We start from the raw sequence: 16,258 nt of genomic DNA, 5'->3' as shown, positions 1-16,258 counted from the left end.
ACGGCTTAAAGAAACCAACGCTTAAAAAGTTAAGCGTTGGCTTTTGCTAATTCTTGAATTTTACCCACGATGGCGCGTAAGCCATTACCGCGGGTTGGCGTTATATGACGCTCTAGGTCTAGTGCTTCAAAATATCCGTCGATATCAAACGTCAAAATATCTTTTGGCGTTTTGTCATTATAAGCGGCAAGTACTAACGCAAGCAGTCCTTGAACGATAACTGCATCGCTGTCTACGTCAAAGTTGATTTTATTGCCGTCGTAAGACTCCACCAGCCAAACGCTGCTCTGACATCCTTTGACCAAACGCTCAGGTGTTTTGGCATCTTCAGGCAAGCCCGGAATAGATTTCCCTAAATCAATGATGTACTGATAACGCTGTTCCCAATCGTCGAAGAACGCTAAATCATCAATAATTTCGTCACTGCTAGGTAGTTGCATTGCTATTTCCGCTTAATTTGTTTGAAAAATTGTGTGATTAAATTTCACTGCGTGAATGACTAGAAGAACAGACCCGCTTCAAGCTGTGCTTCTTCACTCATCATATCACGGGACCATGCAGGGTCGAATACAAGCTCTACGTTAACGTTTTTAACATGGGGAACCATGGCAACGCGGTATTCAACATCACCAACCAATACTGGGCCCATGCCACAGCCTGGTGCGGTCAGGGTCATATCAATATTGACGCTGCTAGTATCTTGATCAATTTCCACTTTGTAGATAAGACCAAGGGATACGAGATTGATAGGGATCTCAGGGTCAAAGATAGTTTCTAAAGCGTCCCACACTTGCTGTTCGCTAATATTGCCATCTTCTGGCGCGTCAAAGCTCAATGTCATCGCTTTTCGGCCAATAGCACCTGCATCAGTACCGTCGATGCGATACATGTTGCCACGCCACGTTACCGTATAGTTACCACCGAGCTCTTGGGTGATATTCACAAACTCGCCTTCAGGGATCACGGTAGGATTGCCCGCAGGAACTAAGCGCGCTTTACAGTCGCGCTCGGTGGTCACCATTTTTTGCTTCATAAACTACTTAGTACTCTTTGTTCTACCACTGATGGCCTTTAACGTGGCACTTAGCCTACGTTAAAGCTTTCACCGCATCCGCACTCATCAACCACGTTGGGGTTGTTGTATTTAATGACGCCGTTCACACCTTCTGTAACGTAATCAATTTCTGTATTACGCAGTAGGTCGGTGGCATCTGCAGCCACGGCTACGTTAAGTACTGGCGAAATTTCAACAATTTCGTCATCGGCTTGCGCACTATCTGCGAAATCAAGCACATAGGCGTAACCTGTACAGCCGCTTACTTTTGTCGATAAACGAATTAACTGACCAGGCTTGTCTTTAAGCTTACTTTCGAAATGCTTAACGGCACTGTCAGTTAGCGAAATGAGTTTTGTACTAGGTACGAAAGTTTCAACACTCATAATGCCTCCTTAGGCCAACATCATTTTTGCTTTTTTAAGCGCAGCAAATAAGCTGTCGACTTCTTCAAGCGTATTGTAAATTGAGAACGAAGCACGAGCAGTACCCGGAATACCAAAGCGCTTCATTAGCGGCTGTGCACAGTTATCACCGGTACGAATTGCAACGCCTTGCCTGTCTAGAATAAAGCCTACGTCCGCCGGGTGCGCGCCTTCCAGTAGAAAGCTCAGCACGCCTACCTTTTTAGGTGCTGTACCGATTATCCGCATACCGTCAAACGCTTCGGCCTGCTCGGTAGCATAGGCAAGCAGCTTTTGTTCATGTTCTTGCAAAGCATTGACATCAAGGGTACTAAACCAATCTACTGCAGCGCCCATACCAATGGCACCTGCGATGTTTGGCGTACCGGCTTCTAAACGATTTGGCAATGCACCCCATGTGGCTTCATGGTAAGTCACGTCTTTAATCATCTCGCCGCCTACCTGCCAAACAGGCCAGGTTTCTAGCACCTCTTTTTTGCCCCACAGACAGCCAATGCCTGTTGGACCGAATAGCTTGTGGCCTGAAAATGCATAAAAATCACAGCCAATGTCTTGTACGTCAACACCGCCATGAGCAATGCCTTGTGCACCATCAACCAGCACCCATGCGCCAACCGCTTTCGCTTTTTCAGTCAGCAGTTTAATTGGGTTAACCGTTCCTAATGCATTCGATACGTGAGGAAACGCCACTAGCTTAGTGTTTTCAGACAGCAGTCTATCGAAAGCGTCTAAGTCTAACTCTCCGCTGTCAAAAATAGGCACAACATTTAGCGTTGCACCAGAACGGCGACACGCTTGTTGCCAAGTAACCAAGTTTGCGTGGTGCTCAAGCTCAGTCACCATCACTTCGTCACCTTCGCTTAGTAGCTGTCCAAGACCATTGGCGACTATATTGATGGCTTCTGTAGTGCCGGATGTCCAGATAACTTCTTCACGCGCTTTCGCGTTAATGAACTTTGCAACGCTGGTACGTGCATTTTCGTAACGGCGCGTGGCTTCATCCGATAAATGGTGCGCACCGCGGTGCACGTTTGCATTCGTCACCGTGTAAAAATCTACTAAGGCGTCGATAACGGCCTGAGGTTTTTGTGTTGTTGCCGCATTATCTAGGTAGACCAGCGACTTGCCGTCTACCGTTTTAGATAAAATAGGAAACTGGGCACGAAGTGCTGCAACGTCTAAGCTCATTTCACCTCCATTTGGGCGAAGCGCTCACTTAAAATTGGTGCTAGCCATTCACGGACTGCCGCATTAGGCACGTCATTTATAAGCTCTTGAATGAAGCCAAAGTTAAGCATTACCAGTGCTTTACTGCGAGAAACGCCGCGGGTAAGCATGTAATACAAGGCTTCTTCTTCAATTTCAGCAACCGTTGCACCGTGAGCACATTTTACGTCATCAGCATAAATTTCAAGCTCAGGCTTGGTGTTGATTACACCACGGCGAGATAGCAACAAGTTGCGGTTATTTAGTTCAGCCAAAGTTTTTTGCGCGTCACGATGAATATGAATGCGACCATTGAACACGGCACGTGCTTTATCGCCTACAATCCCACGCGCGTTTTCTTCTGTCGTACCATTAGGCATCGCGTGCTCAATGGTAGAGTGAAGGTCGAATAGCTCGCCTTCCGCTAGAAGATAAATGGCATTCATTTTCGCATCGGCAAATTCGCCAGCGTGATGAATATCTACATCTAAACGCGAAAGCTCACTTCCATAGCCCACCATGGTGCTGTTAAGCGTGGTGCGGTTATGTAGCTTAAAGTGGCTGCCGCCTAATTGCTTAGCTTTGCCAGTAAACATAGCAAAACGATAGTGTTCTAGATGTGCATCATCAGCCAGGTCATATTCAGCAAACGCTGTGGTTAAGCTTTCCGTATCGCCAAAACCTTGCTCAATAACGGTGGCGCTTGCGCCTTCAGCTAGTTTTACCACCACACGCGTATGTGCATCGACATTTTGCGACGCCATGTTCACAATGCGCACTGGCGTGTCGATTTTCGCGCCCGCTTCAACATTAATAAATATACCGTGTTGGCACAGCGCGTCGTTAACTAGACCAAACATATGACGGGTTGGCTTAACTTGACCGTATACACTGCTGATCGCTTGCTGCGTGGCAGTATCATCATTATTAAGCGACGTGATGCTCATGCCCGCTGGCACATCTAACGTGTTAACCTGCGTGACCAAGACACCGTCTACAAATACAAGGTCGATAGCATCTAGGTTATCGATAGCGGGTACCGGTAGACTATCTGCCTGAACCGCTTGCTTCGCTTCACGCTTCTCAAGTGGCGTTAACGGTGTAAAGCGCCAGCTTTCGTTTCTACGGGCTGGCCAACCATCAGCTTTTAACTTTTCTAAGGCCTGCTGACGCACGGGCGCTAAGTAATCGGAGATTTGCGCCGCATCAATGACCTGTTCTAGCCATTGACTCATGCTTCAGCCTCCTCGTACGCTTTACCTAGGAATGCGTATCCGCTCTTCTCTACTTCTAGCGCTAGTGACGCGTCACCGCTTTTCACGATTTTGCCGTCGGCAAGAATGTGAACAAAGTCAGGCTTGATGTAATCTAGAAGACGCTGGTAGTGGGTAACAACGATGAAGCTACGCTCACCGTCGCGCTGGCTGTTAACGCCATCGGCAACAACCTGAAGTGCATCAACGTCAAGGCCTGAGTCTGATTCATCTAGAATACAAAGCTTTGGCTCTAGCAAAATCATTTGCATGATTTCGTTACGCTTCTTCTCACCACCAGAGAAACCTTCGTTTACACCGCGCTTCAAGAAATCCAATGGAAGCTGTACCTGCTTGCACGCTTCTTTTGCTTTCTTTAAAAACTCAGTAGCTGTTAATGGCGCTTCGCCGCGCTGTTCGCGCATAGCGTTAACTGACTCTTTCATGAATTCCATATTGCTTACGCCAGGAATTTCAACTGGGTATTGGAACGCAAGGAAAAGGCCTTCACGGGCACGCTCTTCTACTTCAAGCTCTAATAGGTCTTTACCGTTAAGCGTGGCTTCGCCTTCGCTTACTTCGTAGCCGTCACGACCAGATAGGACGTAGCCTAGCGTACTTTTACCGGCACCGTTGGGGCCCATGATAGCGTGTACTTCACCAGGTTTAACTTCAAGGTTAAGACCTTTAATGATGTTTTTCTCTTCCACGCTGGCATGTAAATTCTTGATACTAAGCATTGATTACCCCACTGAACCTTCAAGACTAATTTCGAGCAGCTTGCCGGCTTCTACGGCAAATTCCATTGGCAGCTCTTTGAATACTTCTTTACAGAAACCGTTAACAATCATAGAAACGGCCTTTTCTGTGTCTAAGCCACGCTGCTGACACAGGAATAATTGTTCGTCGCTCACCTTCGATGTTGTTGCTTCGTGCTCAACAATGGCTGAAGGGTTGCGGCTTTCGATATACGGGAATGTGTGCGCGCCACATTTGTCACCGATAAGTAGCGAGTCACACTCGGTGAAGTTACGTGCTCCGTCTGCGCGAGGGCCCATTTGAACCAGCCCGCGATAGGCGTTGTTACTGTTACCCGCTGAGATACCTTTAGAGATAATGGTCGACTTGGTATTTTTACCCACGTGGATCATCTTAGTTCCGGTATCAGCCTGCTGGCGACCGCGCGTTAGCGCTACTGAATAGAATTCACCTACACTGTTGTCGCCTTTAAGTACACAGCTTGGGTACTTCCACGTAACCGCAGAGCCGGTTTCAACCTGCGTCCACGAGATTTTGGCATTAGTATGCGCTACACCACGTTTTGTCACGAAGTTGTAGATACCGCCTTTACCGTTCTCGTCACCTGGGTACCAGTTCTGTACCGTTGAGTATTTAATTTGCGCATCGTCCATTGCCATTAGCTCAACCACTGCCGCATGCAGCTGATTTTCATCGCGCTGTGGTGCGGTACAACCTTCAAGGTAGCTTACATAGCTGCCTTCATCAGCAACAATCAAGGTACGCTCAAACTGACCGGTGTTCATTTCGTTAATACGGAAATAAGTAGAAAGCTCCATTGGGCAACGTGTGCCTTTTGGAATATAAACAAATGAACCGTCAGTAAATACAGCGCTATTAAGCGCAGCAAAATAGTTATCTGTGCGCGGCACTACCGAACCGATGTATTTCTTTACAAGGTCTGGGTACTTCTGTACTGCCTCGGAAATTGGGCAAAAGATCACTCCCGCTTCTTCAAGCTTATCGCGGAACGTAGTGACAACCGATACCGAGTCGAATACCGCATCTACCGCAACGCCTGCCAGCATTTCCTGCTCATGTAGAGGAATGCCCAGCTTTTCATAGGTGCGAAGTAGCTCAGGGTCAACTTCATCTAGCGACTTAGGCTTATCTTTCATACTCTTTGGTGCCGAGTAATAAGAAATGGCCTGATAATCGATTTTCGGATAGTCGACATGCGCCCAATCAGGCTCTTCCATTTCTAGCCATGCATGATAAGACTTCAAACGCCATTCAAGCATCCATTCAGGCTCGTTTTTCATTGCTGATATGCGGCGGATAACCGACTCGTCCAGGCCGCTTTCAAACGTTTCCGATTCGATTTCTGAATAGAAACCCGCATCGTACTTTCTTTCTAACGCCTGTTCGATCTGTTCACTCATGTTGGGATCTCACTTGTTTGCCTGCATTTGCTGCCACTAACCTTTCTATTTAACTGGCAAATAAATCACCCCACGGTCTTGGTAATTTATATCGACTTTCAACTTCAACAACGTCATTTATTTGGGTTTACGCCCAAAAGAGTTGCCAAAACTGCCAGTTACATTGCGGACAGCCTAAAATTTTGGTGCCGTAGTATATAATACCCGACTATTTCACTCAAATATTCAGCCATTAATTTATGGCCACTTACGCGTTTTAAACGCTGCTTAAAGGTCAATTTCCTTCAAACGCGCATTAATTTTCTTCCACATTCACTAAAATAAAAAAGAATGCGCTAACACTAACTACGCTTTGCCTACTACAAAAACCCGCGCTCAACGACGGTATAGGCGTTTATGCTGAAACCGCTTGGCGTAGTCTTGTTGTTACATCCACTACTTTTTGTATTACGTAATCGATGTCTTCTTGGGTCGTAAAACGCCCCACGCTGAATCTAATTCCTGCATGTGCCAATTCATTGCTGCGGCCAATCGCTTTTAACACATACGAAGGCTCTAAACTCGCTGACGTACATGCCGACCCTGAAGATACGGCAATATCATTTAAGCCCATCATCAAGCTTTCGCCGTCTACACCCGCAAAACTCACATTTAGAATGCCTGGGATTCGCTGTGTGGCGTGTCCGTTTAAATAGACATCGTCGAGCTGCTGAAGGCCCTGCCACAGCGATTCACGCAGCGCTAATATGCGCGCACTGTCCTCTTCCATTTTTGAGGAGGCTAGCGCGATGGCTTCACCCATTCCAACAATTTGATGGGTGGCTAATGTACCCGACCGCATGCCGCGCTCGTGGCCACCGCCATGAATTTGTGCCACCAGATTAATTTTGGGACGGCGACGCACATATAGTGCCCCCATACCTTTCGGGCCGTATATCTTGTGCGCCGATATAGACAGCAAATCTATAGGAAGCTCAGCTAAATCAATGGCAATTTTGCCCACACTTTGCGCACCATCCACATGAAAAAGAATGCCTTTGTCACGACAAAGCTGGCCAATAGCTTGAATGTCTTGGATAACCCCAAGTTCATTGTTAACGTGCATCACCGACACCAAAATAGTGTCGTCGCGCAACGCATTTTCAAGCGCATATAAATCAATTAACCCGTTCGGCTGTACTTCAAGATACGTAACCTCAAAGCCTTGGCTTTGTAAGTACTCACAGGTATCTAAAACCGCTTTGTGTTCGGTATTAACGGTAATGATATGTTTGCCTTTATTGGCATAACCTTGGGCGACGCCTTTTATAGCAAGATTGTTCGATTCAGTGGCCCCCGAAGTAAAAACAATTTCTCTAGGGTCGCAATTAAGCGCGTCGCTGATTTGATTTCTAGCAACATCAACCGCTTCTTCTGCCATCCAGCCGAAGCGATAGCTACGAGAAGCTGGGTTACCAAAGTTGCCATCCAGGGTTAGGCATTTTGCCATTGCCTCGGCCACATTCGGGTCTACTGGTGTTGTTGCTGCGTAATCTAAATAAATGGGTGTTGATAAAGCCATGCGTTACTCAATACCAATTTAAAGTTGAATACTAACTTCGATATCTTTGGTGATATGACGAAGTGATGCATTACCGTCTTGACGGTCGGCTACCTCTTGCACATCACGCTTTGCCATTAATTCGCCCAACGTAATTGAATTCAAAAACGCCGCAATGCGATCACTTAGGTCTTGCCACAAGCTGTGCGTTAGGCAGCGATCGCCGCCTTGACAGTCTGCTTGTCCTTGGCAACGTGTCGCATCAATGGACTCGTCGACGGCGCGAATGACTTCGCCTATCGCAATTTTGCTTGCTTCACGGCCTAACAAATAGCCGCCGCCAGGCCCGCGAACACTGTCTACTAATTGCTCTTTACGCAATCGAGAAAAAAGCTGTTCAAGGTAAGATAAAGAAATTTCTTGTCGTTCTGAAATGTCGGCAAGAGGCACTGGACCACGCTTTGAATGCAAAGCGACATCAAGCATTGCGGTAACCGCATAGCGCCCTTTCGAAGTGAGTTTCATTGGATTCTCCCGCCGTTTTATAGTGCGGGAATTTTCACATACCCGACTAAAATGGTCAAGTATAAGACCCAGTAAATTAGTCAGGTATTATTGATTCGAGTAATCGCTTTTGTACATCAAGGCTTTCGTTTCATTTTAGCCCGATCCAAATAAGCACTAATAGACGCTAATAGGTGCCGAATTAGCGTGGTTACTTCTACGCTAAATGCTAAGAAATCGTTTATTCTGCAAATGAATGATAACGTCGACCATAAGCGCTATTTGTTTGCATTTAAGTGAATATGAGCAAGAATACTGTCTGCTATCCGATGTGATTGAACGGTATCTATTTGATGGCGCAACCCGCGCAATATTTGATGTTTAGCACCTGATATAGCCCTGGCTGTCGCAACACCGCCACTGGGATGCACCATGTGATCAACATCTCCGTGTATCACTAATGTTGGGGCTTTGACATTTTGAAGCATTGGCGTTCGGTCCCCGGATTTCAAAATAGCACCGATTTGCCGGAACATCGCTTTTGCATCACTTTTGCCACCATTTCGCTGCCATGCCAAACGCGCGTACTGATGCCATTGATTTACGGCTCCGTTTGCAGCTACATCGCCAATATGCGTCATCATTGCCTGATAGTTTTTTACTGCGTCTTTTTCGTTCATTGGCGCTTTAGCTCTTGCCATTCGCCATAGCGTTGAATAAGAGGGTTGCCCTACGCGGCGATTCCCTGTCGTTGAGAAAATAGACGTCATAGATATCACTTTTTCAGGATGCAGACTTGCAAGAGTCTGTGCAATCATCCCTCCCATAGACATTCCTGCGATATGTGCGCTTGATATATTTAGCGCCTCTAACAACTGTGCAGTATCTTCAGCCATCCGTTCAAGTCCATATGCACCTTTCGGCGACCTTCCTCTTAACTGCTGTAATAGGCTGGGATGCGGTGTGTCGCTGCGTACTGACCTTCCTGCATCACGATTGTCAAAGCAAATAACGCGAAATCCACTAGAAACTAAACGCTCAATAAGCGCGTTTGGCCAATAAACCAACTGAAGACCTAAACCCACAATAAGTACAATGGTGTCGGTATTTCCGACACCATGTTCGGCATAGCAAAACCTATCACCGCTTTTAAGCGTTACGTATTGCTCATGATGCTGGGCTAAACTCATTTAAAGCTCTCGTGATTTAATAAAAGTAAGTGTGCGTCTATTAAAATTTCTATTCAAACTTAAGCGCTGGATCGTCTACACTGCCTTTCCGAAAAATTTTCACGTCTTGTGCATAATTGAACGACATAGACCAAGGAAACTGCATGCCTTGACGTGGCAACTGTTCTAAAGAGCGTTGGATGTAGCCAGCGCCAAAGTTTAGCAACGGTTGTGTTTCCATATTTGGGTCTGCTACAGGTGTACACTGTGTAAAGCCGTGCTCTTCCATATGATTGAGCAATCGCGTGAAATGTTCACATAGAAGGCCAATTTTTAGTGTCCACGATGAAGCTGTATAGCCCACCGCAATAGCAAAATTAGGCACACCACTGAGTAACATACCTTTATACGTAACACATTCTGGAAGCGAAATAGCTTCACCATCAATTTTTGGCACTATCCCTCCTAAAGGCAGAAGGTTTAATCCAGTGGCTGTTACTATAATATCTGCTTCAATATGCTGGCCCGAATCAAGTTTAATTCCTGTTTCAGTAAACGTATCTATAGTATCTGTTGCAACCGACGCCTTACCTTTCGAAATTGACTCGAATAAATCTCCACCCGGAACTGCACACAGTCGCTGCTCCCAAGGATTGTAAGGTGGGTTAAAGTGTATATCTACTGGATACCCTTCGGGTAACATTTTTGCATTAAGACTGCGTATTATTTTGCGCGCACGATGCGGAAAGCGCTGACAAAATGCGTACACCCAACGCTGTTTCGCTATGTTAAACCAACGCGCAGCTTTAAACGCTGTATCCTCGCTAAACCACGCGCGTAAATGTTTTGCGATTGGGTCATCTACGGGCACAGGCAATACGTAGGATGGCGTTCTTTGCAGCATAGCCACGTGCGATGCGCTTTTCGCTAGTGCGGGAACCAGCGTTACCGCCGTTGCACCGCTTCCGATTACCACGACGCGTTTGTTTTTGTATTCCAGATCTTCAGGCCAATGCTGAGGATGTACAATCTGGCCGTTAAATTGTGATTGCCCTTTGAAATGTGGTGCATAACCTTTATCGTATCGATAATAACCCGAAGCGTTAAATATCCATCTGGCGGCAATGTGCTCATGCTGCCCACTCTCTTCTGACTTTAACGTAACCCGCCAATAGTGTTTATCGCTTTGCCAATCTATATCTACCACACGAGTTAAAAAACGTATGTGCTCTTTAATACCGTTTTCAGCCGCGGTTTCTTCTACGTAAGCCTTTATTGAACGACCATCAGCAATGGCCTTTTTCTCTTTCCAAGGTTTGAATTCGTAGCCAAAGGTGAATAAATCAGAATCTGAGCGTATTCCCGGGTATTTGAATAAATCCCATGTGCCGCCCAAATCACCGCGGGCTTCTATAATAGAATATGAAAGGTCAGGACATTTTTTTTGAATGTGGTAGGCGCAGCCGATACCCGAAATTCCGGCTCCAACAATTAGTACGTCGAGTAATGGCGCTGTTTCTTGCATAACGTCCCTGAAAAGTGATAATCAACCTTCCATCTCAATGTATGTTGGAGTTATGCATGAGTCAATGTGCTTGTTAATGTTTTGTAAAAACAAGCCTTTGTGAATTTTTACTATATAAGGGTGAAGGTTCTCGGCCTTAGCACCCGAAAATAGTATGCGAAATTAGAGTTAAATAGCGGGGTCGAAAGAAGAATGAGCCTTCTCTCGCTCTTGGGTTTCCGTTAGGTCGAAACCCGTTTCTGCGAAATCTTCAGCGCTAATATTGTGTAAATTATCGGTACAGACATCGCCACCTAGTGACTGAATGACCTTGCACATCTCTTCCACTTTGGTGTCCATTTGGTGCATGTGCTCTAGCATTATGCCCATCGCATTGGCCACAGGATCAGGGTTATCTGGCGCGACAGCATAGGCATCAAAACCATATTTCTGGGCAATTTTATCTCGCTTGGGGTTTACCGACGCATTCATCTCTTTTTGCTTCGAGATAATGATACGACCCGGGATCCCCACTGCCGTAGCGCCATCAGGAATATCTTTTACGACCACAGAGTTAGACCCTACTTTAGCGTTTTCACCTATAATAATAGGCCCCAACACTTTGGCACCAGCCCCAACTACAGCGCCTTTTTTAAGGGTTGGGTGGCGCTTGCCTGCTCTCCAGCTAGTGCCTCCAAGAGTAACGCCGTGGTAAAGGGTGACATCATCGCCAATTTCTGCTGTTTCACCAATGACCACACCCATACCGTGGTCGATAAATACCCGTCGTCCTAACGTGGCACCAGGGTGAATTTCAATCCCCGTAAGCCAACGGCTAAAGGTTGATAAACTGCGTGCCAACCATTTCCATTCAGCCTTCCATAGTTTGTGACTAATGCGATGCAGCCACACTGCATGGAGGCCAGGATAGTTGGTGAGCACTTCAAAGGTGTTTCTGGCCGCTGGGTCGCGATGAAATACACCTTGAATATCATCTTTTATACGGGCGAACATAGTGTTTACTCTTTTTCTTCTATCGCTGGTGCAGGGTCTGCATCGCCTGAGTTACCATTCTTCACCGATTTATCGATAGACGCCAATATACCGCGTAATATATTAAGCTCTTGAGACTCAGGGCGTGCTCGGTTAAACAAGCGACGCAGCTTAGTCATAACCACACCCGGGTGACTTTTGCGAATGAACGACGTGCCTTCCAGCGTGGTTTCCAAATGCGTATAAAAACGCTCTAAATCGTCATTCAGTGGATATTCTTCCTCAACACTTGGATAGGTTTCGCGATTTAGATAGGCCATGCGAATCTCATAACAAAGGGTTTGCACTGCTGCTGCTAAGTTTAGTGAGCTGTATTCAGGGTTGGCTGGAATACACATATGGAAGTGACACTGCTGCAGCTCTTCATTAGTTAAACCACTGTTCTCACGCCCAAAGACCAAGGCTACCGGATACTTTTCTACTTCTTGGACCAGCTTCTCTCCACAGTCGCGCGGGCCTAACATAGGCCATGAATGAGTGCGAGAGCGTGCAGACGTCCCCACTACCAAGCCACAGTCTTTAACTGCCTCTTCCAGCGTGCTTACAATTTTCGCGTTAGCAAGCACATCACCAGCCCCTGCCGCCAATGCACTGGCTTGGCCGTCTGGCTCATTTACTGGGTCGACAAGATATAAGCTGCTCAGCCCCATGGTTTTCATAGCTCTTGCTGTCGAGCCGATGTTTCCCGTGTGAGACGTGTTAACTAAAATAATGCGAATATTCTCGAGCATGCGTGTAATACCTACGTACTTATTTGGATAGCGTCTTTAATTCGATAATACGCGCTTTTGGAGTACTATCTTACAGACCTTAATAGCGTGAAGTTTAACACAGCGGCAGTATAGATGGCTATTCACGCTATTGTGCTGGGATTTCATTTGCATCGCGCATAGATTCTGGTAGACTCCGCCCGTTTTCGAAAACAACTAGCTATTTTTTGTACAGTTAGTTTGTTTCATTGGTCTTTTACAATTGGTGGTTTATCTATGCATCCTATGCTGAATATTGCGGTGCGCGCTGCGCGTGCGGCTGGAACAGTTATTGTTCGTGGTTTTGAAAAACATAATGAAGTAGCAACAGAGTCAAAAGGCTTAAACGACTTCGTTACTCAAGTTGATAAAGAAGCAGAACAAGCAATTATTGCCAAAATTCAGCAGTCTTACCCGAACCATTGCTTCCTAGGTGAAGAATCGGGTGAAGTTTTGGGCACAGAAACTGATTATCAGTGGATCATCGATCCACTAGATGGCACCACTAACTTTGTAAAAGGCATTCCTCACTTTGCCGTTTCAATTGCACTTCTTCACAAAGGTCGCTTAGATCAAGCGGTTGTTTTCGACCCAATTCGCAGCGAACTATTCACCGCGAGCCGTGGTCAAGGCGCGCAGCTTAACGGTTATCGTATTCGTGCTTCTAAGCCTCGTGACCTTTCTGAAACCATTATTGCTACTGGCTTACCGTTTAAGAACAAATCTCAGTTTGGCGAGTATGCACTAAGCTTAAACAAGATTTTCCACGAAGTGGGTGACATTCGCCGCGCAGGTAGTGCTGCGCTAGACCTTGCTTACGTTGCAGCTGGCCGCCACGACGGTTACTGGGAGCGCGGCATTAAATCTTGGGATATCGCAGCAGGTGAGCTTATTGTTCGTGAAGCTGGCGGATTGGTAACAGACTTTAAAGGCGGAAACGACCCGCTTCACAAAGGCGAAATTGTTGCTGGTAGCGTGAAGGTGGTTCAAGGCCTAGTTAAGCATCTTAAATAAGAAGCATCTTAAGTAAGAAGCACCTTAAGTAAAAGCAGCTTAAATAAATCGCCCGTAAGCATATAAACTGAGCCGATAAACCAAGCACAGTTAGACAGTAAAGGCGCTATGACACGAATGACGTGACATAGCGCCTTTTTCTTTTTCTTTTTCTTTTTCTTTTTCTTTTTCTTTTTCTTTTTCTCACTTATAGTTTTCGTTTAACTTTAAGCCAAACAAAAATCTAAGTATTAAAAAGCGCTTGGCGACTTCGTATGTCAGTGCGCACCCCACAACGGTTATTAGTGTTATTAAAATAAATTCTCCGAGTGTCGACGATACACGGGAGCTCAAAAAGAACGCCGCCACCACAATTATCGTTTGATGCACCATATAGTATGGCAACACGCCTTTGTTCAAATAGCTCACCACCTTACTCGGGTTAGACAAATATTTTCGACCGAACCCCAATATTGCTGCCAACCATGCCCAGTGATTAAGTACAACGATTACACCAACCAAAACACGAAACCCAGGCGACGACTCTATTAACTGCCCTGTAGGGCCTAGCAAGTCGTGACGGTCTAAAATTATGACGCTGTAAAGTACTATCGCAATGGTTAAGCTTACGTAACGGGACCTCAAAATTGCAGCATACAATGCGGGTCTAAGCACAATCACAATACCTACCAACATCACAAAAAAGTACTTTGCATGACTATACCAATCATTAAGCAAGTCGTGAGACGTGGGATATGCTACTCGTAGCTCCAGCCATATGGCAGTCATGATCGTAACCACTAACACGCTAAACAGCGCCAAACTATCGAGTACTCTCAACGCCCTTACTTCCACAAATCTGATAAGCGGGAAAAACAGCAATATGAAAGCGCTATACACAAAAAGGTAAGGTAAAAACCAAAGGTGATTCCACGTCAGTAAGCCAATTACCGATTGTTTGTCGATAAACAAGTCAGTATTTGGATTAATGTAAGCAACGTAGAACTCGCTAAACGGCATGGCTAGTGCTCCGCTTACTGTCCACTCTACATAAACTTGTGGCGCGACGATAAAAAACATACCGAATACAAGTGGAATTAATATCCGCAACGCCCTCTTCCCCAGTAGTGAAAGGGATACACGCCAGCGAGAGGTCGTTTGGCCATAAGCGCGGCGCAGCACGACGGTAAATACCATGGCAGAGATCAAAAATAATAAAGACATACGCCATTGGTTGGTCAATATCATCACGTCTTGTAGTAGTGGAAATTGCACGTCGCTTTTTATATGCCAGCCCCACTCTAAAACGTAATACATTCCGATGTGATAAAAAATGAGTACACCAAATGCGATGACACGCAGCGCATCCAACTCGAAATAACGCTGAGTGACAGGACTCTCGACCACGGCCGTCTCTCTCGCCTCCCCCTTTGATGTTCTATTAACAAACGTTGCTTCCTGACCAACATATGCTTGCGTCAATGTCCTCACTCCTATTCAATAGTGTTTAACTAACGTGTTGCATCTAATGTGATAGACGTCCGACAGCAAACGCCTAAGTGACGAGAATTAAGGGAAAAAGGGTTAAGCGGTGAATAACTGGGATGAAAAATGGAGTCAGTTTCTTAGGGATTCTGAATCAAAACATAAATACGCTGCATTTGTTTTGCTTACAGCCTATTTGTTTATAAACAATTCAATCAATGCTGCGTCTAGTTGGACTGAATTTTCTCGAAGCGACAATAACAGCGTAGCACTTTGGGAGCCGTACGTTTGGGAATACTCGAGTGCTTTGAGCACCGCTTTGCTCGTCATCCCATTAATTATCGCTATACGTATACTCGATCAGAAGGTAAAAGTGGGAGCGACATGGCTTGGGTGGCATTTTGCCTTCGCCAGTTTATTTTCGGTAGCCCATGTATCATTAATGGTAGCATTTCGAAAGCTCGTCTATTTATTCTCTGAACGCAATTATGACTTTGGGATATGGCTCAATGAGTTCATCTACGAATATCGAAAGGATGTATGGGGCTATATTACTCTGATTACTTTTTACTATATTGCACGGTTTGGCTATCAACGCTTAATTGGTGAAGCATCACCTATTACACGCGACACATCACAGATAACGAATGACAACGTGGCCAGCACCTTACCTGACTATTTATTGGTGAAAAAGCTCAATAAGGAGTTTTTGGTTCAAGTCACTGACATACAGCGAGTAGAAGCCTCAGGAAATTACATTAACCTTCATACTCACGTGGGCGTTTACCCCTTGCGTTATACCCTTGGCCGGTTTTGTGAAGAAGGAGCGCATCAAGGCTTTATGCGAGTGCACCGGTCGCACGCAGTGCGAATACCTGCCATTGTGTCTATAAGTTATGAAGAAACAGGGGATGGAACAATAATGCTCAATAACGGTCAATCAGTAGCGCTTTCCAGGCGATATAAAGATGATCTGAAACAAGCATTAGCCCCCAATCAATAGTAAATTCCACTTTTGATAAAGCATAAAAAACCGCATCGTAGATGTAATGCCAGTCAGTTAAGCTGACTGGCATTTTTCTTTGTGGGGTATTTAGTCGGTCTTTTCCTCACTACTCTGGGGTAATACCTGTCAGGTCGTTT

At 45.7% G+C, this 16,258-nt stretch carries 16 protein-coding genes; 2 read left to right on the top strand and 14 right to left on the bottom strand.

The window, feature by feature from the left end; translation table 11 throughout:
* Positions 1-29: 29 nt before the first annotated feature.
* The 13 genes from MHM99_RS15840 to trmJ form a co-directional block, all read right to left on the bottom strand.
* Complete coding sequence (locus MHM99_RS15840; protein WP_049588020.1) at positions 30-440, bottom strand: SufE family protein; 411 nt, start codon at positions 438-440, stop codon at positions 30-32.
* Between the two features lie 59 nt (positions 441-499).
* Complete coding sequence (gene sufT / locus MHM99_RS15835; protein ID WP_014977033.1) at positions 500-1,033, bottom strand: putative Fe-S cluster assembly protein SufT; 534 nt, start codon at positions 1,031-1,033, stop codon at positions 500-502.
* A gap of 50 nt (positions 1,034-1,083) precedes the next feature.
* Positions 1,084-1,440, bottom strand: a complete 357-nt coding sequence (locus MHM99_RS15830; protein WP_014979828.1) for an iron-sulfur cluster assembly accessory protein — start codon at positions 1,438-1,440, stop codon at positions 1,084-1,086.
* 9 nt (positions 1,441-1,449) lie between these two features.
* Entirely contained in the window at positions 1,450-2,667 is a 1,218-nt protein-coding gene (locus MHM99_RS15825) for a cysteine desulfurase (protein WP_239220138.1), read from the bottom strand.
* Positions 2,664-3,920, bottom strand: coding sequence for a Fe-S cluster assembly protein SufD (sufD, locus tag MHM99_RS15820; RefSeq protein WP_075177056.1), 1,257 nt, complete (start codon positions 3,918-3,920; stop codon positions 2,664-2,666). The genes MHM99_RS15825 and sufD overlap by 4 nt, the downstream gene beginning before the upstream one ends.
* Positions 3,917-4,678 (bottom strand): Fe-S cluster assembly ATPase SufC, encoded by a 762-nt coding sequence (gene sufC / locus MHM99_RS15815; protein ID WP_239220137.1) that lies wholly within the window; start codon positions 4,676-4,678, stop codon positions 3,917-3,919. Before sufC ends, sufD begins: the two co-directional genes overlap by 4 nt.
* Before the next feature lie 3 nt (positions 4,679-4,681).
* Entirely contained in the window at positions 4,682-6,118 is a 1,437-nt protein-coding gene (gene sufB, locus MHM99_RS15810; RefSeq protein ID WP_239220136.1) for a Fe-S cluster assembly protein SufB, read from the bottom strand.
* Positions 6,119-6,512: 394 nt separating this feature from the next.
* Positions 6,513-7,679, bottom strand: a complete 1,167-nt coding sequence (locus tag MHM99_RS15805; RefSeq protein WP_239220135.1) for an IscS subfamily cysteine desulfurase — start codon at positions 7,677-7,679, stop codon at positions 6,513-6,515.
* Between the two features lie 18 nt (positions 7,680-7,697).
* Positions 7,698-8,183, bottom strand: coding sequence for a Fe-S cluster assembly transcriptional regulator IscR (gene iscR, locus MHM99_RS15800; protein ID WP_014950178.1), 486 nt, complete (start codon positions 8,181-8,183; stop codon positions 7,698-7,700).
* A 257-nt stretch (positions 8,184-8,440) separates the two neighbouring features.
* On the bottom strand, positions 8,441-9,352 hold the full coding sequence (locus tag MHM99_RS15795; protein WP_101565283.1) for an alpha/beta hydrolase: 912 nt from the start codon (positions 9,350-9,352) through the stop codon (positions 8,441-8,443).
* Positions 9,353-9,401: 49 nt separating this feature from the next.
* A complete protein-coding gene (locus MHM99_RS15790) occupies positions 9,402-10,856 on the bottom strand; it encodes an NAD(P)/FAD-dependent oxidoreductase (RefSeq protein ID WP_239220134.1) in 1,455 nt (484 codons plus the stop codon).
* A 168-nt stretch (positions 10,857-11,024) separates the two neighbouring features.
* Entirely contained in the window at positions 11,025-11,849 is an 825-nt protein-coding gene (gene cysE, locus MHM99_RS15785) for a serine O-acetyltransferase (protein ID WP_239220133.1), read from the bottom strand.
* Between the two features lie 5 nt (positions 11,850-11,854).
* Positions 11,855-12,619: a tRNA (cytosine(32)/uridine(32)-2'-O)-methyltransferase TrmJ gene (gene trmJ / locus MHM99_RS15780; protein WP_239220132.1), complete on the bottom strand. Its 765-nt coding sequence runs from the start codon at positions 12,617-12,619 to the stop codon at positions 11,855-11,857.
* A 255-nt stretch (positions 12,620-12,874) separates the two neighbouring features.
* On the opposite strand from trmJ, the gene suhB reads away from it, so the two are divergent.
* Positions 12,875-13,651, top strand: a complete 777-nt coding sequence (gene suhB, locus MHM99_RS15775) for an inositol-1-monophosphatase (protein WP_014950183.1) — start codon at positions 12,875-12,877, stop codon at positions 13,649-13,651.
* A 183-nt stretch (positions 13,652-13,834) separates the two neighbouring features.
* Here suhB and MHM99_RS15770 read toward each other — a convergent pair whose 3' ends face one another.
* Positions 13,835-15,121, bottom strand: coding sequence for an acyltransferase family protein (locus MHM99_RS15770; RefSeq protein ID WP_239220131.1), 1,287 nt, complete (start codon positions 15,119-15,121; stop codon positions 13,835-13,837).
* 100 nt (positions 15,122-15,221) lie between these two features.
* Here MHM99_RS15770 and MHM99_RS21405 point away from each other — a divergent pair, with 100 nt between their 5' ends.
* Positions 15,222-16,118, top strand: a complete 897-nt coding sequence (locus tag MHM99_RS21405; RefSeq protein ID WP_014950185.1) for a LytTR family DNA-binding domain-containing protein — start codon at positions 15,222-15,224, stop codon at positions 16,116-16,118.
* The last annotated feature ends 140 nt before the right edge of the window (positions 16,119-16,258 follow it).

The sequence above is a fragment of the Alteromonas sp. MmMcT2-2 genome (assembly GCF_022348305.1).
GTDB lineage: Bacteria > Pseudomonadota > Gammaproteobacteria > Enterobacterales > Alteromonadaceae > Alteromonas > Alteromonas macleodii.
This window is presented reverse-complemented; position numbering and strand designations above follow the sequence as displayed.

Coding starts and splice junctions, on each gene's coding strand:
- MHM99_RS15840 (WP_049588020.1), bottom strand. CDS start 440: ATGCAACTACCTAGCAGTGACGAAATTATTGATGATTTAGCGTTCTTC.
- sufT (WP_014977033.1), bottom strand. CDS start 1,033: ATGAAGCAAAAAATGGTGACCACCGAGCGCGACTGTAAAGCGCGCTTA.
- MHM99_RS15830 (WP_014979828.1), bottom strand. CDS start 1,440: ATGAGTGTTGAAACTTTCGTACCTAGTACAAAACTCATTTCGCTAACT.
- MHM99_RS15825 (WP_239220138.1), bottom strand. CDS start 2,667: ATGAGCTTAGACGTTGCAGCACTTCGTGCCCAGTTTCCTATTTTATCT.
- sufD (WP_075177056.1), bottom strand. CDS start 3,920: ATGAGTCAATGGCTAGAACAGGTCATTGATGCGGCGCAAATCTCCGAT.
- sufC (WP_239220137.1), bottom strand. CDS start 4,678: ATGCTTAGTATCAAGAATTTACATGCCAGCGTGGAAGAGAAAAACATC.
- sufB (WP_239220136.1), bottom strand. CDS start 6,118: ATGAGTGAACAGATCGAACAGGCGTTAGAAAGAAAGTACGATGCGGGT.
- MHM99_RS15805 (WP_239220135.1), bottom strand. CDS start 7,679: ATGGCTTTATCAACACCCATTTATTTAGATTACGCAGCAACAACACCA.
- iscR (WP_014950178.1), bottom strand. CDS start 8,183: ATGAAACTCACTTCGAAAGGGCGCTATGCGGTTACCGCAATGCTTGAT.
- MHM99_RS15795 (WP_101565283.1), bottom strand. CDS start 9,352: ATGAGTTTAGCCCAGCATCATGAGCAATACGTAACGCTTAAAAGCGGT.
- MHM99_RS15790 (WP_239220134.1), bottom strand. CDS start 10,856: ATGCAAGAAACAGCGCCATTACTCGACGTACTAATTGTTGGAGCCGGA.
- cysE (WP_239220133.1), bottom strand. CDS start 11,849: ATGTTCGCCCGTATAAAAGATGATATTCAAGGTGTATTTCATCGCGAC.
- trmJ (WP_239220132.1), bottom strand. CDS start 12,619: ATGCTCGAGAATATTCGCATTATTTTAGTTAACACGTCTCACACGGGA.
- suhB (WP_014950183.1), top strand. CDS start 12,875: ATGCATCCTATGCTGAATATTGCGGTGCGCGCTGCGCGTGCGGCTGGA.